Genomic DNA, 19,158 nt, shown 5'->3' on the forward strand with positions numbered 1-19,158 from the left:
ATACCGACCCTGTGAGATTCCCTTGGCGATAGCTATGAAAGGAATGTCCACCCGCTCCGTCCATGATGGCGACCTGTCCATGCGTTACGAAGGCGCTATCAACACCCCCATCTTCCAGAGCAGCACCTTCGCCTTCCCCACCGAGAACCCCCGCACCTGGGAGGGGGAGGTGCCGAAGGGCACCTACATCTACAGCCGCTACAGCAATCCTACGGTGAAGGCGGTGGAGGACAAGCTGGCCTCGCTCGAGGGAGGGGAGGCGGCCCTTTGTTTCTCGTCCGGAATGGGGGCCATAAGCACCGCGCTGCTGTCCTTCCTGCAGAAGGGGGACCGGATGGTGGCCATGCAGGACCTCTATGGAGGCACGTACTCCCTGCTGAAGAACGAGATGCCGAAAATGGATATCGAGGTGGGTTTCGTCCCCACCACCTCCGCCGAGGAGCTGTGTGCGGCCATCGACAACCGGACGAAGCTGGTCTACCTGGAAAGCCCCACTAATCCACTACTCAAGCTCATCGACATCCGAGAGGTGTGCCGCCTGGCCAAGGAGAAGGGCTGCATTGTCATGATCGACAACACCTTCGCCACCCCCATCCTGCAGAGGCCGTTGTCCATGGGCGTGGACGTGGTTCTCCACAGCGCCACCAAGTACCTGAACGGGCACTCGGACGTCATCGCCGGGTTCGCCGTGGGCAGCAATGAGAACATGGAAAAGGTGCACGCCAAGCGCAAGGTCCTAGGACCGATCCTAGACCCCCTGCCCGCCTACCTTCTGGGACGGGGGATGCGCACCCTCGAGCTGCGCATGAGCCGGCACGTGTCCAACGCCACGACCGTAGCGGGATTCCTGGAGTCGCATCCCCAGGTCAGCAAATGCATATATCCCGGGCTGCGCTCCCACCAGGACCACGAGCTGGCCAAGAAGCAGATGGACGGCTTCGGTGGAATGGTCACCTTCGAGGTCAAGGGGGGCAGGAAGGCGGCCGAGAGAGCGCTCAAACGCTTCCAGATTATCGCCAGCGCCTCTAGTCTGGGCGGAGTGGAATCACTGGCTAGCATGCCCATCAACACCTCCCACACCGCTTTCAGTAAGGAAGAGCGCAGCAAGCTGGGCATCGGGGACGGCATGATAAGGCTCTCGGTGGGAATAGAGGACGCCGAGGACCTGTGCCAGGACCTGGACCAAGCGCTGCGCTAGTCAAGGATCCCCTGCACGAAGATCTCCGAGGAAAGGCCCCACTCCCGCACCAGCCCTTCGGCCTCCTCCAGACAGTCGAAGGGCACCAGCAGCATGACCACGTCCCCGCGGTAGGCGTAGCTCATGGCCCGGGAGAACATGTCGTTCCGCTCCAGGGACTCGCAGAACCAGATCTCTCCCACCAGCCTGCGGCCGTCCTTACGCCGAGCCACAATGTCCGGGACGTGCTGGCCAAAACCTTCCGGTTTTTCCGGGTACCGGTCCAAGTTCACCCGCAGCTCCGTGAACCCCTTACGGTCGAGGTCGTCGGCCCAAGCCCGCAGCAGGCGCTCCCTCCGTTCGTCATCCTCGAACATGCTCTCAGCGAATCAGGCCCGAGGGTAATTATGGCTTTCCCTTGACCACCAGTCTCGCAATGTTTATTATCGCCCGTTCCTTCTCACGGTCCATGATCCAAAGGCCCCGGGGGACCAGGGATTTCGGCCCGGACGAAATGGAGGTGCGACGGTACTTTGAAGGCATGATGCGCCAGGAGGCCGTGCTGCATGGCTTCCGCGAAATAGCCACCCCCATCTTCGAGCACACCGAGCTGTTCACCCTCAAGTCCGGCCCAGGGGTGGTGGAGGAGATATACGCCTTCCAGGACAAGGGAGGGCGGAAAATATGCCTCCGCCCGGAGCTGACCGCCTCGGTGATCCGCTTCTTCATCAGCGACCTGACCACCCTGCCCCGGCCGCTCAAGATGTTCTACTTCGGCCAGTGCTTCAGATACGAACGCCCGCAGGCTGGAAGGTACCGGGAGTTCTTCCAGTTCGGGGCGGAGATCATCGGCAGCCCCACGCCGGAGACGGACGCCGAGGCCATCGGTCTGGCCGCGGCCATCCTGGAGAGGACGGGGCTGAAGGACTACCGCATCCGCATCGGCCACATTGGCATTCTCAGGGAGCTCATAGCCAAGGCCGGGGTCCAGGGGGACCAGGCGCTACCGATCCTGCAGAAGCTGGACAAGAAGATGTACCCGGAGGCCGAGGAGCTGATGGTCCAGGCCGGCATCGGTCCGCAGGCCATCGAGGAGATAATCGCCACCACCAAGGTCACCGGTCCGGTGTCCGTGCTAGACTCCTTCGAGGGTCCGGCCCGTGACTACATCCGACAGGTATGCGACGTCCTACTGGCCATGGGCTTCAGCAATGTGAGCGTGGACCTAGGCGTGGTGCGCGGACTGGCCTATTACACCGGCATGGTCTTCGAGGTGGACGCCCCCAAGCTGGGGGCGGAGAAGCAGATCTGCGGTGGTGGTTCCTATTCCCTTTCCGAGCTCTTCGGCGGAGAGAAGGTGTTCTCCACCGGCTTCGCCATCGGTTTCGATCGTACGCTGATAGCATTGCAGACCGAGGGCGTGGAGTTCCCCCGTCCCCGGGTCACCGCCTTCGTCGTGCCGGTCAGCGACAGCGTTCGGACGAAAGCATTCCAGTTAACCTCGGAGCTCAGACGGGCGGGGATATCCGCCGACGTGGACCTCATGCGCCGCAGCGTGGGCAAGAGCCTGAAGTTCGCCGACACGGCGAAAGCAAGCTTCGCCATCATCGTGGGAGAGAAGGAGCTGGAGAGCGGTTCCGTAACGGTACGGGACCTCATCAGCGGGGAGCAGACCTTTGTCGGTTGGAACGATGTCATCGACAAGTTGAAGAAATGAGGACGCCAGGGCCGGGATAATAGGGGGGATCTTATGGAGTTATTTAATGGGAGGATATGGCTCCTCCGGCTCCCGGCGCCTCGAAACGACGAAAATACATCTTGTATTTAAGCTTTTGTTAAAAAGCGAGGGCGCCCGACGACGGTAGTTCAACGGTGAAGCTGACGGGCCAATGCATGTTGGTCCAGGGTCCAGTTGACCATGGCGTCGGCCTTGGTTATGGCCTCGTTCTCCCGGTGCAGATGGGTGACCTTGGCCATCGACATGCTCTCCAGTATCCTCAATGCCTCATCGTACAGCGGGACGAGGTTGGGAGCTTTCACTTGGTATAACCCTTTCAGCTGCTTGATGGCCAGCTCAGAGTCCATGAACACCTCCACCTCGGTGCCGCCCCTCCGGATAATCTCCTTCAGCCCGGATAGCAGCCCATGGTACTCCGCCTCGTTGTTGGTCATGGTCCCCAGGAAGTTCGAGCCCGAGCCCACCTCCTTGCCCTTCTCATCGCAAATGATGTAGGCGTAAGCGGAGTCCCCGGGGTTCCCCCGCGATCCGCCGTCGCTGTACAGCCTGAATTTCATCGGCGGAGTATGTGATTCGATATTAATCCATCATACCATGCGAAACTTTGACAATATGCTATATTATACCCATTTCGCCGGACTAAGGCACGGACGTCGATAGCATGGACCGAGAGACCATAGCCAGGGTGGCCAAGATGGCCAGGCTCGAGCTTACCGAGGAAGAGTTGGAACGCTACGCCAAGGACCTGGACGACATTCTTAATAATTTCTCGGTGCTGGACGAAGCGCCTACGAGCGACACCTACACCTTAAACCCCATACCGGTGGTGGACGTGCTGCGGGAGGACCAGCCAGCCCAGGACATAGACCCCCAGGTCCTCAGGGAGCAGATGGGCACCTACGAGGACTACGTCAGGGGGCCCAGACTATCGTGAGCGCTTCCGTCACCCAAGGCCTCATACGGCTGGCCCAGCAGAAGTACCGGGCCTTCACCGAGACGGTCCCGATCGAGGAGGCCAAGTTCCATTTCTCGGCCAAGGACAACCTGTGCGCCATAGGCTTCCAGGCCCGGGCTGGGTCGGCGGTGCTCGAGAGCTACGCACCTCCCTTCGACGCCACCCCCATCAGGCGACTGAAGGACGCCGGGGGGCAGCTGGTCGGAAAGACCACCATGGACGAGTTCGGCTTCGGCACCTTCAGCGTCAACTCCGCTCATGGGATACCACTAAACCCGTTCGACATCACCCGCTCCTGCGGGGGGTCCTCCGGCGGGGCCGGGGCGGCCGCCTGCCTGATACCTGGACACGTCGCCCTGGGCGTATCCACTGGTGGCTCCATCTCCGGGCCGGCCTGCTTCTGCGGGGTGGTCGGTTTATCCCCAACGTACGGCCGCGTCTCGCGCTACGGTCTGATCGATTACGGCAACTCACTGGACAAGGTGGGGCTCCTGGCCCGATCCTCCTCCTTGGTAAAGGAGCATTTCCGGACCATCGCCGGTCCCGACCCCAAGGACCCCACCTCCTGCGCCCAACCCGTTCTCCCGACCCAGGGGGCGATGCCTGATTCCTTGGCGGTACCGACCGAGTCCCTGGTCAACCTGGACCCCGCGGTGCGCAAAGGCTTCCAGGAGGCCGTGGAAAGGCTGAAGGAAATGGGCGTCCAAGTGAGGGAGATATCCATGCCCTCCCTACGCTTCGCCATGCCCGCCTACTACATACTGGCGACGTCCGAGGCGTCCACCAACCTGGCGCGCTACTGCGGCATGCGCTTCGGCCGCCGGGAGGAGGAGCTGAACCAGCATTTCAACGACTTCTTCACCGGGGTGCGTTCCGAAAGCTTCGGCGACGAGGCCAAGCGGCGCATTCTGCTCGGAACGTACTGCCGCATGGTCGGTTTCCGTTCCCGGTACTATCTGAAATCGTTGGCGGTGAGACAGATGCTCATCGATGAGTACCGAAAGGTCTTGCAGGAGCACCAGGCGGTGCTCACTCCCACCATGCCATTTATAGCCCCCAAGTTCGAGGAGATTAGCCGCATGAAGCCTTTGGAGATGTACGGGGCCGACTTCCTCACCATCCCCCCCAACCTAACGGGGATGCCCCACATATCGCTGCCCTGCGCATATTCCGAAGGGCTGCCGGTGGGCATGCAGCTTGTGGCCGACCACTGGCACGAGATGGACCTGCTGGAGATGGCCGCGGCCTGGGAAGGCGCGTTCGCATACCATCACCCGGAGGCCAGACCATGAAGATAGGACTGGAGATGCATTTCCAGCTGCCGACCAAATCCAAGCTGTTCTGTTCCTGCCCCACCAGTTCGGCGGAGCCGAACCACAACGTGTGCCCGGTGTGCCTGGGCTACCCGGGGTCGCGTCCCTCTCTGAACCGTCAGGCCCTGGAAACGGGGGTGAGCATCGCCCGATTCATGAACTGCAAGATAGAGGGGAGGATCTGGTTCTCCCGCAAGACCTACTTCTATCCCGATCTGGTCAAGAACTTCCAGATAACCCAGTACGAATCTCCCCTGGGCACGGACGGTCACTTCGATGTCAACGGCCGGAGGATCGGGATCTGGCGGGTGCATCTGGAAGAGGACCCTGGGCGCATCAAGAGGGTAGGTCGGTCCGGAGAAGAGATAGCCTTCGTCGACTACAACCGCAGCGGAATACCGCTGGTGGAGATCGTCACCGCCCCCGACCTGACCTCCCCGGAGGAGGCCCGGTCCTTCATCGACCAGCTGATAATAGAGCTGCGCTCGCTGGTCGGACTGGAGGCCCAGGACGAGCAGAACGTGCGGGTCGATGCCAACATATCCATGGGCGAGGAGAGGGTGGAAGTCAAGAACGTGCAGGGGCTGAAGAACCTGGAGCGTGCCCTGAGGTTCGAGGCCAACCGCCAGGCCAAGCTACTAGCGGCAGACAGGAAGGTGGTCCGGGAGACCCGGCGCTTCGACGAGGAGCGCAAGGTGACTATGCCCGCCCGGGAAAAGGAGACCGAGGAGGACTACGGCTACATAGGGGAACCGGACTTGGGCGAGTTCCGCATCGGGGATATGGCCAGGGCGATGAACCTCAAAGAGACGCCGCTCGCTAGGGCTCGACGCCTGGTCGATTCCCATGAGATCAACGAGGCCACGGCCAAGCAATTGGTGCTGACATCATCCACGCTGGCGGACCTCTTCGAGGAGCTATGCCGTTTCGTTCCGCCGGAGAAGGCCGTCACCTGGACCATGGGGCCGATATCTAGCAACTGGTCCGCCTTGCAGCGGCCCGAGCTCTGGCCCGAGATCACCAAAATCGTGAGGGCGGATGCCGAGGGCAGCCTGACCGACAACGAGGCCAAGCGTCGCATCCTGACCTTAGCTGGTGTGCAGCAGAAAGAAGCTGGAGCGAAGGAGAGCGACCTGAGCTTGCTCATCACCGATTGCATCGAGGCGCATCCGGAGGTCCTGGCCGATTACCGCAAGAACCCCAAGGCGGCCAACATGATCATCGGGCATATGATGAAGGAGAGCAAGGGGCGCCACTCATCGAAAGAGGTAGTGGAAGAGGTAAAAAAGGAATTGGATAAAAGGGTTTAGTCTTCCTTGTCCTCTTCGGCCAGACAGAGAAGCTGCAGCTCGGTGAGCTTGGCCTCCTCCACCTTCGTTGGCGCGCCGTCAAGCAGGGACTGGAACTTCTTGTTCTTGGGGAAGGCGATCACATCGCGTATGCTCTCGCAGCCCAGCAATATGGAGCACAGGCGGTCCATGCCCATGCCGATGCCGCCGTGGGGCGGGGCGCCGTACTCCAAAGCTTCCAGGAAGAAGTCGAACTCCCGCTGCATGGTCTCCTCGTCCATGCCCAGGATGCGGAACATACGACGCTGCATCTCCGGGTCGTGGTTCCTCAGGGAACCGGAGCCAATCTCGCTGCCGTCCAGGACCAGGTCGTAGGAGTGGCCTATGGCCTTCTCGCAATCCTTGCCCTCCGGGATGACGTCACCGACAGGTCGCACGAACGGATGATGGAAACTGGTCAGACCGCCGGTCGCCGGGTCCTTCTGGAACAGAGGGCAGGATACCAGCCAGATGAACTGATGGGCTTTTCCGTCCAGCAGCCCCAGGTCCCGGGCCAGCTTAAGGCGCAGCTGTCCGCCGGCCTTGAGCGTGGATTCCCGCGGTCCGGCCAGGAACAGCAATAGATCGCCGTTCTCGGCCCCGGTCCTTTCGGCCAGGGCGGTCCGGACGCTCTCCGGGAAGTACTTCACGATGTTAGAGCTCAGTCCCTCCGGGGTCATGCGCATCCAGGTGAGCCCTCCCATGCCCTGGGACTTGGCCCACTCTATGAGCCGGTCCACCTGCTTGCGCCCCACCGAGCCGTCGGCGTCCTGCTCCTTGAGCATGGACGACTTCAAGTTGATGCAGGTGACCACACCTCCCTTGGCCAGGATCTTCTGGAATATCTCGTAGGGAGCTTCCCTGACCAGGTCGGTCACCTCCTTCATCTCCAGGCCGAAGCGCACGTCCGGGGCGTCCGTGCCATACTTGGCCAGGGCGTCCTTGAGGCTGATGCGCGGGAACGGGGTTGAGAGCGTCTCGTTGAACATGTCCTTCCACACGGAGACGTACATGCGCTCCACTATGCTCAGGATATCCTCCATCTCCACGAAGGACATCTCCAGGTCCAACTGGGTGAACTCCGGCTGGCGGTCCGCGCGGCTGTCCTCGTCGCGGAAGCAGCGGGCGATCTGGAAGTAACGCTCCACCCCTCCGACCATCAGCATCTGCTTGTAGAGCTGCGGTGACTGCGGCAGGGCGTAGAACTGCCCGGGCATGGTGCGGGAGGGGACCAGGAAGTCCCTGGCGCCTTCGCGGCTGCTGCGGGTCAACATGGGCGTCTCCACTTCCATGAAATCCTCGTTCTCGAGGAAATGGCGGGTGCTCGAGATGATCTTGGAACGGAACCTGAGGTTGGCGTTCATCTCCTTCCGTCTCAGGTCCAGGTAACGGTACTTCAGGCGCAGGTCCTCGCCAGGCAGCATGGAGTTCTTCTGCTCGGCCACCTCGAAGGGTATGACCTTGGAGCGGCTGAGCACCTTGGCCTTCTCGATGAGGACCTCGATCTGTCCAGTAGGGTTGCGCGGGTCGGCGGTGCCCTCCACGCGGTCCCTGACCACGCCGGTGACGGTCAGGACGAACTCCCGACCGATATTATTCAAGGAAGTCTCCAACCGTTCCAAGTCCCCGCTGTTGGTGGCCTCAGGGTCGAACACCGCCTGGGTGCTCCCGTGGGAGTCAGCTATGTCGTAGAAGAGCACGCCCCCATGGTCCCTGTAGAACCTTACCCAACCGGCGAGGGTCACTCGCTTGCCAAGGTCATCCTTACTCAATTGTCCACAATGGTGTGTCCTCAACATTTCCATTCCTCTGGTTGGATATGGTCGGTGAGGCGGAGTAACGTGGATTCCCTATTAAATCCTTGTCCATTTAAAATAGAGCAAAATGCCCACATATGGCAATAAAATAATGATATTATTGTCACAATGACAACATGCAAATAATAAGACGGACGGAATGTGTTTAAAAGAACCTCATTCCTGTTCAGCGTGGCTGAAGTCCGGCAGGAAGTTGAACGGGTCCTTGATCACGTTCAGTATGACGTAGGTGTTGGTCTTCTTGACCCCGGGTATGGTCAGCATGGACTTCACCACCCGGCTGAACTCCTCGCGGGAACGGCAGGCCACCCAGGCGATGGAGTCGCATTCCCCGGTAACGTCCAGGATGGCGACGACGTTCTTCAGCTCCTTGATACTCTTCTGAACGCCCATCAGGTCCCCTTCGACGTAGATGTGGACGATGGCCATGAACTCGTAGCCCAGCTTCATATAGTCCACGTTGGCCCGGTAACCCCTGACCACGTCCTGCTTCTCCAGGTTGCGGACGCGCTGAATGAAGGTGGTAGGATGGATACCCAAGCGCTTCGCTATAGCTCTGGAAGAACCCTGGCTAGACTTGCAAAGTTCCTCGATGATCCTTTTATCCAATTCATCTAGCATGATGTGCCCCCTGAGATACTAATGGAATATATTTTATTAGATATATGTCTTTTAAGATTGATATAGTATTGTCCAAATGTCTAAAGAAATCCTTCAAATAATGATGTGGCTCGTTTGACAGGAAAAGTTCAGTTGAGAACAGTACCGTAATACGGTCACGAAAAATAAGGGGATGGAAAAGATTTGCTGGAGAGGGCCGTTCCCCTCACGCATCATAGTACAGGAAGTACTCGTACGGGTGCGGGCGGAGGCGAATGGCATCGTTCTCCTTATGACGCTTATAGTCGATCCATGTTTCCAGCAGGTCCTTGGTAAACACTCCGCCCTGAAGGAGGTAGTCTTGGTCGCTCTCCAGGTTCTCCAACACCTTCTCCAGGCTGCCTGGGACGGTCTTGATGTTCTTCAGCTCCTCCTTCGACAGCTCGAAAAGGTCCATGTCGTGGGGTTCGCCCGGATGGATCTTCTTCTTTACGCCGTCCAGGCCAGCCATCAGCATGGCGGCGAAGGCCAGGTACGGGTTGCTGGTGGCGTCCGGGGGCCTGAACTCTATCCTCTTGCTCTTGGGGCTCTTGGAATACACCGGTATCCTGATGGCCGCGCTGCGGTTCCTCTTGGAGTACACCAGGTTCACTGGCGCCTCGAACCCTGGGACCAGCCGACGGTATGAGTTCGTCGACGGGTTGGTGATCGCCAGAAGCGAGGGGGCATGATATAGCAATCCGCCGATATAGTACAAGGCGGTCTCGCTGAGCAGGGCGTACCCGTCCTTATCGAAGAAGATATTGTCACCGTTCTTGGCCAGGCTCTGGTGGACATGCATCCCGGTCCCATTGTCGTTGAACAGGGGCTTGGGCATGAAGGTGAGCGTCTTGCCATGCTCCTTGGCGGTGTTCTTCAGGATGTACTTGTACATCATGGTGCTGTCGGCCATCTTGGTGATGGTCTGGAAGCGCATGCCTATCTCGCACTGCCCGGCGGTGGCCACTTCATGGTGATGTACCTCGCAGTCTATCCCCGCGTCCATCAGCTTCATGACGCACTCCGAGCGGAAGTCCTGCAGGGTATCGACCGGCGGTACAGGGAAATAGCCTTCCTTGTTCCTGGGCCGGTGGGCCAGGTTCGGCTTCCCGTTCGCACCTGAGTTCCATATGCCCTCTTCGGAATCGATGTAATAGTATCCTGAATGCTGGTTCTGATCGAAGCTCACCGAGTCGAACACGAAGAACTCCAGCTCAGGCCCGAAGTAAGCAGTGTCGGCGATGCCAGTGCTCTTCAGGTACTCCTCGGCCTTCTGCGCCACGTACCTCGGGTCCCTGGAATACCTCTTACCGTTCTCTGGGTCCGCGACATCGCAGATGATCGAGAGGGTCGGTATCTTGTTTACTGGGTCGATGATCGCGGTCGATGCATCAGGTATAAGGATCATATCGCTCTCGTTGATATGGGCAAACCCCCTGATGCTGGAGCCGTCGAAACCATGGCCTTCTTTGAACTGGCTCTCGCTCAGCTTGTTCGAAGGTATAGAGACGTGCTGCAGCGTCCCAGGCATGTCGACGAACTTGAAATCGACCATCTTTACCTTGTCCGACCCGCACATTTTGAGCACTTCGTCGATCCGTTCCTTTCCGTCCATCTTAGGCGCTTTGTCCTTTCCGGTTGCCATCACCATCTTGTTTTCCTCCACTCACGGCCTCATGTCGGAGGCGCACCTTTGTTGAACGAGGTAAGAGCAGCACTTGTCCGTCCTTTCACATCCCTTGAGGTCTTCAAGACGACATCTTATGTTCAACAAAAGGTGCTAATAGATAAATGTATAGTTAAAGCTTTTGTTGATAGTTACATGCGCATTAAATTATAATTTTACTATTCAATTGTATATAATTTCATTCATTTGAAAATAATATGGCATAAACGGCCCAGCGGTCCTATTCCCTACGGCAGGTGATTAACTTTTTAGATGGAGGCAACGATTCCGCATCATGACCCATAAGCTTTACCAGGACGATCCATACATGGCCGAGTTCGAGGCCCGCGTCGACCATACGGACGGAGAATGGGTCGCCCTGGACCGCACGGCCTTATATCCAGGAGGCGGGGGTCAGAACAAGGACCAAGGGACCATCGATGGGCTGGATGTCAGCGATTCCAGGGTCAAGGACCGCATCGAGCACAGGGTACCTGGACATAAGTTCAGCATCGGGCAGGTCGTCCATTGCCGGGTGGATTGGGCCCGCAGGTACGATCTCATGAGGTCCCACACCGGGGAGCACATGCTGTTCTCCGCACTATCGCGACGGACCGAAATCGAGCTGGTGAAGATCTCGCTGACCCCAGAGAAGAGATCGTTGATCGTCAAGGGCGATATCGATTGGGACCTAATCAAAGACGCACTCCAGGAGGTTAACGGCCTGATTCTCAAAGGGCAGGAGGTCAGGGCCGAGGTCCTTTCCAAGAACTGCGTGGACGGCTCAAGGACGCGCATCAAGATGGACAGGATACACGGGGACAGCGTGCGGGTCATCAGCATAGGTGATTACGATGAGGCGGCCTGCACCGGTGTGCACGTCCACAACACCAGGGAGATAGGTTTCCTGATGATCACCAAGTTCACCTCCGCCAAGCCGGTAGGGGATTGGGAGATAGAGTTCCAGATAGGGGAGGCGGCGGCGAGGTCGTCATCAAGCTTCGCCGTGGAAATGCTCCGGGCGTCCGAGATCTTGGGGTCGAACCCGCAGGACTTCCGCGTGGCCTTCGAGAACCGCGAGTCCGAGCATCGGAAGGCCATGGAATCCTTGAAACAATACTCCAAAGTGGTGCTGAACGCCCTCGAACCGAACCTAGTTGGAGAGACCAAAGTATACGCCGCTCATTTCAGGGGCATCGACCGCAAGCTGCTGATGGACAAGGCCACCGACATAGTTTCTGGCACATGTTCCATCGCTATCCTGGTATCTGAGGAGGACAAGTCGTTCCTAGTGCTTTCCCGGTCCCCCGATCAGGACATCGATTGCGTCTCGATCGTCAATGAGGTCCTATCGGAGTTCGGAGGAAGGGGCGGGGGGAAGGCGGGTTTCGCCACCGGAGGCACGCCCGGGGCCGTGGAGGGGGGCATCATCATCTCCAAGGTGCTTCAGCATATAGGTCTGAAAGGCAAATGAACGGGGTATGTTCGAGCACCGCTTCAATTGCAAAATGATTTATTTTTCATAAAATTGGCACATTCAAGTTCATTTGATGAAAAAATACGCCAATAATTGTTAATTCAGCATGCAGAAAGGTTTAAAAATATTATATTATTACCATTGGTCGTGGCACCTAAAAAGGATATCTATGAGACTAAGGAGAAGATCCTTAAGGAAGTCAAACAGAAGAATGTAAAGTTCATCGAGATGCAGTTCTCAGACATAGTAGGAACCGTGAAGAGCGTCTCCATCCCCACCACCAGGGTAGAGAGCGTCATCGACGACGGCGTCTTTCTAGATGGCTCCTCGATCTTGGGATACGCGACCATAGAGGAATCCGATATGAGGGCCAACCCCATTCTGGATTCCTTCCAGATATACCCCTGGATCGACTCCAACGTCAAGACCGCCCGCTTCATGTGCACCATCGCCGACCACAGCGGCGTCCGTTTCAAGGGCGACCCACGCTACGCCCTGGAAAGGATGGTGGCCAAGGTCAAGGAGATGGGCTACGATTACAACGTCGGTCCGGAGTTCGAGTTCTTCATGTTCCCCATGGAGAACGGAGTGCCAGTTCCCGTCCCTTCCGACGCAGGCGGCTATTTCGATCTCATGCCTCAGGACAAGGGCGAGACCGCCCGCAAGGAGATGGTCCTGGCCTTCGATGAGCTGGGCTACGACATGGAAGCTGCGCACCACGAAGTCGCCCCCGGTCAGTTGGAGATAGACCTGCGCTACCAGGACGCCCTGACGATGGCGGACCGCATGCTTACCCTGAAGTACGGCGTCAAGTGCATAGCCCAGAAGTACGGCCTGTTCGCCAGCTTCATGCCCAAGCCCCTGTTCGGGGAGAACGGCTCCGGCATGCACGTCCACCAGTCGCTGGCATCCAAGGACAAGAACGCCTTCTATGACCCCAATGGGAAGTTCGAGCTGAGCGATATGGCCATGCACTATATGGGAGGGCTCATGACCCACGCCCGGGAGAACTGCGCCATACTGGCATCCCATGTCAACTCCTACAAGCGCCTGGTGCCTGGATTCGAGGCGCCCTGCTACATCTCTTGGGCCAACAGGAACCGCAGCGCCCTGCTCAGAGTGCCAGCGGGCCGCGGCATGAGGACCAGGGTGGAACAGAGGAACCCCGACCCGGCTGGAAACCCCTACCTGCAGTTCGCGGTCATGCTGGCCGCCGGTCTGGACGGCATCAAGAACAAGACCAGCCCAGGCGAGCCGGTGGAGAAGGACATCTACCACATGAACACCGAGGAACGCCGCAAGAACAAGATTGTAGACCTACCCATGAACCTAGGCGACGCCCTGGACATAATGTCCGAGAGCTCGGTGATGAAAGAGGCCCTGGGCGAGCACATATTCAACCACTACCTGCACATAAAGCGCATAGAGTGGGACGAGTACCGCAAGTACGTCACCGATTGGGAGATCCAGCGGTACCTCAGAGTGCTCTGATCCGGAGCAAACCCCTTCCTCTCAAACCTTTTATCCTTTCTGAGTTCAATAGTGCATCATGTGCGGCCGCTTCTCCCTCGGCCTGGTCTACGGTTTTTCTACCAGGTTCGGGGTCCCGGAGGAATCTGGTCTCACGCCCCGTTATAACATCGCCCCTTTCCAGCAGATAGTGGTCATCGTCAGGGAGAGCCCCAATTCCCTGCGATGGATGCGCTGGGGACTGGTGCCCCGATGGGCCAAGGGCGAGGAGTTCGGACTGAAGCTCATAAACGTGCGCGCCGAGTCCGTACTGGACAAGCCAATGTTCAAGCCCCTGCTCAGCTCCCAGCGCTGCCTGGTGCCAGCCACCGGGTTCTATGAATGGTCGAAGCTGGGAACCAAGAAACGCCCGTTCAACTTCCGTTTGAAGGGTCAGGACTTCTTCGCCATGGCCGGGATATACGATGTCTGGAGGAAGGACGGGAAAGAGCTGATCACCTGCTCCATTATCACGACCCAGGCCAACGAGGAGGTGGCCAAGGTGCACGACCGCATGCCGGTCATACTGTCCCGATCCTCCGAGGAGTCTTGGCTGTCCAAAGGGGCGCTTACCGAGAGCGCCCTCAGGGAGATAATGGATCCCTTCCCGGCCAACGGAATAGAGAGCTACCCGGTCTCGGACGCGGTGAACGATGCCAAAGCCGACGATCCGGACATGGTCGTTCCCTACAACATACGGCAAGCCACTCTGTTCTGAGAGCCGCCCATCGGGGATTTCCCAACCATATTTATACAGGCAGCAATAATGCGTCGAGCGATCTCATGATGCCAGGAATGGGAAGGGGGGTAAACCCGCGCCAGATGAAGCAGGCCATGAAGCGCATGGGCATCTCCCAGGACGAGATACAGGGCGTGGAGGAGGTCATCATAAGGACCGCCGACAAGGAGTACGTCATCAAGGACGCCGCCGTGTCGTGCATAACCATGCAGGGGCAGAAGACCTACCAGGTGGTAGGGGATGCCGAGGTGCGCCCCCGCCAAATGGTCAAGGAAGAAAAGCCCGGGATACCGGACCTGGACGTCCAGTTGGTCATATCCCAGACCGGAGCCTCCAAGGAGAAGGCCATCCAGGCGCTGAATGATTGTGACGGTCAACCGGCCGAGGCCATCCTGAAGATCATGTCCGGGTGAGTGAAATGTGCTTAGCTATGCCAGCCAAGGTACTGTCCATCGTGGGCGATGAGGCCGAGGTGGACTTCGGAGGTGTCATCAGGAAGACCAACGTGTCCATGGTGGATGCCAAGGTGGGCGAGTACGTCATCATCCACGCCGGTTTCGCCATCCAGAAGGTGGACGAGGATGAGGCCAGGGAGACCCTGAAACTTTGGAACGAGTTCCTGGACAGCTCCGAGGACGCCTGAGTGGCAAACCTTTATGTGCTATTTCCTTCCCTAATCAACCCCGCAAGGATGGAGCATGAGGATCGTCTACGGACCGATTAACTCCCTGGGCTTGGGAAGGGCTATTGCTGTTGACCCCATCAGCAGGCATCCCAAGGTCTGCAACTTCAACTGCATCTATTGCCGCCTGGGGCAGAGGGGTATGCTCCTTCTCGAAAGAACGGCGTTCATCGACGACTCCCAGATACTGGACCAGGTGGGGGAATGCCTGTTCCGGGACGAGTGCGACGCGGTCATGTTCAAAGGGACGGGAGAGCCTCTCCTGGCCAGCAACATCTTCTCCATGGCCAGAAAGCTTAAGCAGGCCGCCCCGAAGAAAGTGGCGGTCCTGACCAACTGCTCCCTGCTGCGCGACCCGGAGGTGCTGGACGGGCTGGACGCCTTCGACATCATCATCGCCAAGCTGGACGCCTCCACGGAGGAGACCTTCCAGCAGATCAACCGCCCCCACCCCTCCATCAAGCTGTCCGACGTGTTGGAGGGCATGAAAGAAGCAAGGCAGTGCTTCCACGGATCGTTCCGGGTCCAGGTGACCCTGGTGCGGGAGAACCTATCCGAGCTAGAGAGCATCGCCCAGATCTGCCGGGAATTGTGCCCGGACTACGTCTACCTGAACGACCCGGAGCACTGCGACCCCTCCCACAAGCTCAACAAGCGGGAGGCGGAGGCGGCCTGGGACAAGTTCTTTGGCATCCGCTGCATGAACTCGAAATAAAAAAGGAAAGGTAAAGGGTTTCTCACATCTGGCAGAGCTTTTGCAGGGACGCCCACTTCTGGTCCACGCCCTGTTGTATCTCGTCGGCCACGGAGGTGAACTTGCCCTTCATCAGGTGCTTGAAGCGTCCCTGCGAGTTCAGCCACTCCGACACCGGTTTCTTCTCCTTGGTGCCCTGGGCGATGCGAAGGGACTCCCCGGTAAGTCTCCAGGTGCCGTTCTCGTACTCGTACAGAGGCCACACGCAGGTCTCCACCGCCAGTTTGGCCATGGCTATGGTCTGCGAGCCGTCATGCCTCCAGCCGCGGGGGCATGGAGATATCACGTTGATGAACTTCGGTCCGTGGATCTCGAAGGCCTTGCGGGACTTTTCCACCAGGTCCTTCCAGTTGTGCGGCGACGCTTGCGCGGCGTAGGGCAGGTCGTGGGCGATGATGATCCTGGTCAGGTCCTTGGGAAACTCCTTCTTGCCCGGTGTGCAGGTACCGGACGGGCAGGTGGTGGTGGACGCTCCCCTCGGAGTCGCTCCGCTCCTCTGGATGCCGGTGTTCATGTACGCCTCGTTGTTGAAGCAGACGTAGAGGAAGTCATGCCCCCTCTCGATGGCTCCGGACAAGGATTGGAGGCCGATGTCGTAAGTGGCGCCGTCGCCTCCGAAGGCCACGAACTTGATCTCCTGATCGATCTTGCCCTGGCGCTTCAGAGCCTTGTAGGCCGCCTCCACCCCGCTCATGGTGGCTGGAGCGTTCTCGAAGGCGGTGTGTATCCACGGTACCTCCCATGAGGAGAACGGATAAATGGTGGTCGACACTTCGAAACAGCCGGTGGCGTTGGCTACGACCACTGGTTTGTCCGTGCCCATCAATACCTGGCGAGCGATGATCGGTTCTGCGCATCCGGCGCAGAGGCGGTGTCCCTCACACATGCGCACCTCGCTGTGTGTCAGCTCCTTTAGGTTCAGATCCTCACCCCCATGTAGTTCACGCGTTCGCCCTTGCCAGCGATTATCTCATCAAAGACTCCGATGAGCTGTCCAGGCATGACGTCCCGACCACCCAGGCCGTAGATGTAGTTGGAGACCCTGGGAGAGTCCTTCATCCTGGATATGGATTCCAGAACATCGAGGTACAGCACTCCACCCGTCCCCGGGCTCATGGCCCGGTCCATCACGGCCACCGCCTTCTTGCCCTTAAGCAACTTGGCCATATCCTCGGCGGGGAAGGGACGGAACAGACGGACCTTTACGGCCCCGACCTTCATGCCCTTCTCCCTCAGCTGATCGACAACATAACGCAACGTGCCGGCGGTGGAGCCCATGGCCACGATAACGTATTCGGCGTCATCGGTGCGGTATCCTTCCACCAGATCGTACTTACGCCCGGAGACCTTGGCGAAATCGGCCATGACCTCTCTGGTCACGTCCATGGCGGCTTCCATGGCCACGGCCTGCTGGTATTTGATCTCGAAGAAGTAGTCAGGCATGGCGATGGGACCGTAGGTCGTAGGGTTCTTAATGTCCAGCAGCGGCCTGGTAGCCTTGAACGGACCGACGAACTTCTTCACCACCTCATCGTCCAGAGGTATTAAGCGCTCCAAGGCGTGGGTGATGATGAACCCATCGATGCAGGACATGATCGGCAATCGCACATTCATGTGCTCAGCGATGCGGAAGGACATCAGGGTGTTGTCATAGGCCTCCTGGACGTTCTCTCCGAATATCTGCACCCACCCGGAGTCCCTGGCACCCATGGAATCGCTGTGGTCGCAATGGATGTTGATAGGCCCGCTGAGAGTGCGGTTGGCAATGGCCATGACGATAGGCGTCCTCATGGATGCCGTTACGTACAACATCTCCCACATGAAGGCCAGTCCGGCCGAGGCCGTGGCCGTGGCCACCCTGGCCCCGGCGGCGGAGGCGCCCAAGCATATGCTCAGGGCGCTATGCTCCGACTCGGCGCAGACGTACTCAGTATCAACCTGACCGTCGGCCACGTATTCGGAGAAAGCCTCCACGATGATGGTCTGCGGAGTGATGGGGTAGGCCGCCACAACATCCGGATTGACCTGCTTCCAGGCCATGGCGATGGCCGTGTCTCCGTTGATCGCCATTGGTTCGCTCATTATAGACCCTCCTCCTTCATGGTAATGGCCTTGGCCGGGCACTGGTTGGCGCAGATGCCGCAGCCCTTGCAATGGGTATACTTGAATCCAGCCATCTTCTCGTCCTTGATTATGACGCTGTTATCCGGGCAATAGATCCAGCAGGTCAGGCAGTTGGTGCACTTCTCCTTGTCCACCTCCGGCCTCTGGGACCGCCATTCCCCGGTGTGATACTTCTTCGAGCTGCCAGCCTCGGTGATCATACCGCCAGCCGGCAGGTCCTTGGACCTCTCATTGGCCATCACTGCACCTCCTCATAGGCCCTCATGATGGCCTTCAGGTTCTTCTCCACTACGTCCTTGCTAAGTTTGCTGGACATCTTGGCCCTCATCTCGTCGATGATGGAACCGATGGCCACCACGTTGGTGACCTTTACCAGTGCGCCCAACATGGCGGTGTTGGTCATGGGCTTGCCGATTTCCTCCAAGGCGATCTTGGTAGCGTTGACCGCATGAACGTTCTTGGTCCGGCCGACGATGGCCGCCAGCTTGGCATTGTCATCAGGGAAGTTGGCGATGACCGCCCCGTCCTCCTTCAGACCGTTCACGACCTTGCCTGCCTTCAGCAAGGTCGAGTCGATCACCAGGACGACGTCCGGAAAGTACACCTGGCTATGCACGGTGATAGGCTCGTCCGAGATGCGGGCGAAGGCTCGGATAGGCGCACCCATCCTTTCCGGCCCGAACTCGGGGAAGGCCTTGATGAACTTACCCTCCTTGAGGGCAGCACCAGCCAAAATCTCGTTCGCGGTAACGGCTCCTTGACCGCCCCTTCCATGCCATCTAATCTCTATGGTGCTCACATCAACTCCTCGTACGGTATTTCCTCTAAAATGTTATAATATAAAATCATTTCAGAAAATTGTTTACGAAAGCCACAATTAAACAGGAGAAATTCTTCGAAAATACGAGATACGCACAGTATTTGCGGAATCATCAAGTCTAAAACTAATCGTTTAAACCTCTATTTCAGATTACGCTACGTACATAGAATAATTCCGTAGGATATTCCTAACGGAATCAACAACACTACCTTCCTCAAAGACCTCCGGTCTGGTCCGATCGACCATGGAATTCGGCGAAAAGACCAGGGCCTTTCTATGCTGGCCGAAGCCGTTGCAGAAGCACTTTCGCCACATGATGCCGAAAATCATCATAATCGGACTCATTCAGCACTTAGATAAATTAATAGACTCCCCACCTATTTTCCATTCAGGTTAGGGCATTGACGGGCCGACGGCCCC

20 protein-coding genes are annotated in these 19,158 nt (G+C 58.3%); 11 read left to right on the forward strand and 9 right to left on the reverse strand.

What is annotated here, in order from left to right; all coding sequences use genetic code 11:
* Positions 1–34 precede the first annotated feature (34 nt).
* Complete coding sequence (locus NT131_02040) at positions 35–1,198, forward strand: aminotransferase class I/II-fold pyridoxal phosphate-dependent enzyme (GenBank protein MCX6650425.1); 1,164 nt, start codon at positions 35–37, stop codon at positions 1,196–1,198.
* Here the strand turns inward: NT131_02040 and NT131_02045 are convergent.
* Positions 1,195–1,554, reverse strand: a complete 360-nt coding sequence (locus tag NT131_02045; GenBank protein ID MCX6650426.1) for a hypothetical protein — start codon at positions 1,552–1,554, stop codon at positions 1,195–1,197. The two genes, NT131_02040 and NT131_02045, sit on opposite strands and share 4 nt — an antisense overlap.
* A gap of 92 nt (positions 1,555–1,646) precedes the next feature.
* Between NT131_02045 and hisS the strand changes: the two genes are divergently transcribed.
* On the forward strand, positions 1,647–2,894 hold the full coding sequence (gene hisS / locus NT131_02050) for a histidine--tRNA ligase (protein ID MCX6650427.1): 1,248 nt from the start codon (positions 1,647–1,649) through the stop codon (positions 2,892–2,894).
* A 149-nt stretch (positions 2,895–3,043) separates the two neighbouring features.
* Here the strand turns inward: hisS and NT131_02055 are convergent, their stop codons facing one another.
* Positions 3,044–3,472 (reverse strand): ribonuclease HI family protein, encoded by a 429-nt coding sequence (locus tag NT131_02055; GenBank protein ID MCX6650428.1) that lies wholly within the window; start codon positions 3,470–3,472, stop codon positions 3,044–3,046.
* Positions 3,473–3,576: 104 nt separating this feature from the next.
* Here NT131_02055 and gatC point away from each other — a divergent pair, with 104 nt between their 5' ends.
* From gatC to gatB, 3 genes are read left to right on the forward strand one after another with little or no spacing between them, the layout of a single operon-like run.
* Positions 3,577–3,849: an Asp-tRNA(Asn)/Glu-tRNA(Gln) amidotransferase subunit GatC gene (gene gatC, locus NT131_02060; protein MCX6650429.1), complete on the forward strand. Its 273-nt coding sequence runs from the start codon at positions 3,577–3,579 to the stop codon at positions 3,847–3,849.
* Positions 3,846–5,162, forward strand: a complete 1,317-nt coding sequence (locus NT131_02065; protein ID MCX6650430.1) for an amidase family protein — start codon at positions 3,846–3,848, stop codon at positions 5,160–5,162. Before gatC ends, NT131_02065 begins: the two co-directional genes overlap by 4 nt.
* Positions 5,159–6,493 carry an Asp-tRNA(Asn)/Glu-tRNA(Gln) amidotransferase subunit GatB gene (gene gatB, locus NT131_02070; GenBank protein ID MCX6650431.1) on the forward strand — a complete coding sequence of 445 codons (1,335 nt, stop codon included), beginning with the start codon at positions 5,159–5,161 and terminating at the stop codon, positions 6,491–6,493. Before NT131_02065 ends, gatB begins: the two co-directional genes overlap by 4 nt.
* Here the strand turns inward: gatB and aspS are convergent.
* From aspS to glnA, 3 genes are all read right to left on the reverse strand, one after another.
* Positions 6,490–8,310, reverse strand: coding sequence for an aspartate--tRNA ligase (aspS, locus tag NT131_02075; GenBank protein ID MCX6650432.1), 1,821 nt, complete (start codon positions 8,308–8,310; stop codon positions 6,490–6,492). The two genes, gatB and aspS, sit on opposite strands and share 4 nt — an antisense overlap.
* Before the next feature lie 174 nt (positions 8,311–8,484).
* Entirely contained in the window at positions 8,485–8,949 is a 465-nt protein-coding gene (locus NT131_02080; GenBank protein MCX6650433.1) for an Lrp/AsnC family transcriptional regulator, read from the reverse strand.
* Positions 8,950–9,154: 205 nt separating this feature from the next.
* Positions 9,155–10,582: a type I glutamate--ammonia ligase gene (gene glnA, locus NT131_02085; protein MCX6650434.1), complete on the reverse strand. Its 1,428-nt coding sequence runs from the start codon at positions 10,580–10,582 to the stop codon at positions 9,155–9,157.
* A gap of 346 nt (positions 10,583–10,928) precedes the next feature.
* Here glnA and NT131_02090 point away from each other — a divergent pair, with 346 nt between their 5' ends.
* The 6 genes from NT131_02090 (at position 10,929) to NT131_02115 (ending at position 15,755) form a co-directional block, all read left to right on the forward strand.
* Positions 10,929–12,107, forward strand: coding sequence for an alanyl-tRNA editing protein (locus NT131_02090; protein MCX6650435.1), 1,179 nt, complete (start codon positions 10,929–10,931; stop codon positions 12,105–12,107).
* Between the two features lie 150 nt (positions 12,108–12,257).
* Positions 12,258–13,601 carry a glutamine synthetase family protein gene (locus tag NT131_02095; protein ID MCX6650436.1) on the forward strand — a complete coding sequence of 448 codons (1,344 nt, stop codon included), beginning with the start codon at positions 12,258–12,260 and terminating at the stop codon, positions 13,599–13,601.
* Positions 13,602–13,659: 58 nt separating this feature from the next.
* Positions 13,660–14,337: an SOS response-associated peptidase gene (locus NT131_02100; protein ID MCX6650437.1), complete on the forward strand. Its 678-nt coding sequence runs from the start codon at positions 13,660–13,662 to the stop codon at positions 14,335–14,337.
* Between the two features lie 104 nt (positions 14,338–14,441).
* Positions 14,442–14,771, forward strand: a complete 330-nt coding sequence (locus NT131_02105) for a nascent polypeptide-associated complex protein (GenBank protein MCX6650438.1) — start codon at positions 14,442–14,444, stop codon at positions 14,769–14,771.
* Positions 14,772–14,788: 17 nt separating this feature from the next.
* The gene (locus tag NT131_02110; GenBank protein ID MCX6650439.1) at positions 14,789–15,001 is read left to right on the forward strand and encodes a HypC/HybG/HupF family hydrogenase formation chaperone; all 213 of its coding nucleotides are present in this window, start codon (positions 14,789–14,791) and stop codon (positions 14,999–15,001) included.
* Positions 15,002–15,056: 55 nt separating this feature from the next.
* Complete coding sequence (locus NT131_02115) at positions 15,057–15,755, forward strand: radical SAM protein (GenBank protein MCX6650440.1); 699 nt, start codon at positions 15,057–15,059, stop codon at positions 15,753–15,755.
* Between the two features lie 22 nt (positions 15,756–15,777).
* Here NT131_02115 and NT131_02120 read toward each other — a convergent pair whose 3' ends face one another.
* Genes NT131_02120 through NT131_02135 form a run of 4 tightly spaced genes read right to left on the reverse strand, consistent with a single transcriptional unit; the run spans position 15,778 to position 18,717 of the window.
* Positions 15,778–16,680, reverse strand: a complete 903-nt coding sequence (locus NT131_02120; GenBank protein ID MCX6650441.1) for a thiamine pyrophosphate-dependent enzyme — start codon at positions 16,678–16,680, stop codon at positions 15,778–15,780.
* Positions 16,681–16,712: 32 nt separating this feature from the next.
* The gene (porA, locus tag NT131_02125) at positions 16,713–17,876 is read right to left on the reverse strand and encodes a pyruvate ferredoxin oxidoreductase (GenBank protein ID MCX6650442.1); all 1,164 of its coding nucleotides are present in this window, start codon (positions 17,874–17,876) and stop codon (positions 16,713–16,715) included.
* On the reverse strand, positions 17,876–18,157 hold the full coding sequence (locus NT131_02130; protein MCX6650443.1) for a 4Fe-4S binding protein: 282 nt from the start codon (positions 18,155–18,157) through the stop codon (positions 17,876–17,878). The genes porA and NT131_02130 overlap by 1 nt, the downstream gene beginning before the upstream one ends.
* Positions 18,157–18,717, reverse strand: coding sequence for a 2-oxoacid:acceptor oxidoreductase family protein (locus NT131_02135; protein MCX6650444.1), 561 nt, complete (start codon positions 18,715–18,717; stop codon positions 18,157–18,159). The genes NT131_02130 and NT131_02135 overlap by 1 nt, the downstream gene beginning before the upstream one ends.
* Between the last annotated feature and the right edge of the window lie 441 nt (positions 18,718–19,158).

It is taken from the genome of Methanomassiliicoccales archaeon (assembly GCA_026394395.1).
GTDB lineage: Archaea > Thermoplasmatota > Thermoplasmata > Methanomassiliicoccales > UBA472 > UBA472.

Coding starts and splice junctions, on each gene's coding strand:
- NT131_02040 (MCX6650425.1), top strand. CDS start 35: ATGAAAGGAATGTCCACCCGCTCCGTCCATGATGGCGACCTGTCCATG.
- NT131_02045 (MCX6650426.1), bottom strand. CDS start 1,554: ATGTTCGAGGATGACGAACGGAGGGAGCGCCTGCTGCGGGCTTGGGCC.
- hisS (MCX6650427.1), top strand. CDS start 1,647: ATGATCCAAAGGCCCCGGGGGACCAGGGATTTCGGCCCGGACGAAATG.
- NT131_02055 (MCX6650428.1), bottom strand. CDS start 3,472: ATGAAATTCAGGCTGTACAGCGACGGCGGATCGCGGGGGAACCCCGGG.
- gatC (MCX6650429.1), top strand. CDS start 3,577: ATGGACCGAGAGACCATAGCCAGGGTGGCCAAGATGGCCAGGCTCGAG.
- gatB (MCX6650431.1), top strand. CDS start 5,159: ATGAAGATAGGACTGGAGATGCATTTCCAGCTGCCGACCAAATCCAAG.
- aspS (MCX6650432.1), bottom strand. CDS start 8,310: ATGTTGAGGACACACCATTGTGGACAATTGAGTAAGGATGACCTTGGC.
- NT131_02080 (MCX6650433.1), bottom strand. CDS start 8,949: ATGCTAGATGAATTGGATAAAAGGATCATCGAGGAACTTTGCAAGTCT.
- glnA (MCX6650434.1), bottom strand. CDS start 10,582: ATGGACGGAAAGGAACGGATCGACGAAGTGCTCAAAATGTGCGGGTCG.
- NT131_02090 (MCX6650435.1), top strand. CDS start 10,929: ATGACCCATAAGCTTTACCAGGACGATCCATACATGGCCGAGTTCGAG.
- NT131_02100 (MCX6650437.1), top strand. CDS start 13,660: ATGTGCGGCCGCTTCTCCCTCGGCCTGGTCTACGGTTTTTCTACCAGG.
- NT131_02105 (MCX6650438.1), top strand. CDS start 14,442: ATGAAGCAGGCCATGAAGCGCATGGGCATCTCCCAGGACGAGATACAG.
- NT131_02110 (MCX6650439.1), top strand. CDS start 14,789: ATGCCAGCCAAGGTACTGTCCATCGTGGGCGATGAGGCCGAGGTGGAC.
- NT131_02115 (MCX6650440.1), top strand. CDS start 15,057: ATGAGGATCGTCTACGGACCGATTAACTCCCTGGGCTTGGGAAGGGCT.
- NT131_02120 (MCX6650441.1), bottom strand. CDS start 16,680: ATGTGTGAGGGACACCGCCTCTGCGCCGGATGCGCAGAACCGATCATC.
- porA (MCX6650442.1), bottom strand. CDS start 17,876: ATGAGCGAACCAATGGCGATCAACGGAGACACGGCCATCGCCATGGCC.
- NT131_02130 (MCX6650443.1), bottom strand. CDS start 18,157: ATGGCCAATGAGAGGTCCAAGGACCTGCCGGCTGGCGGTATGATCACC.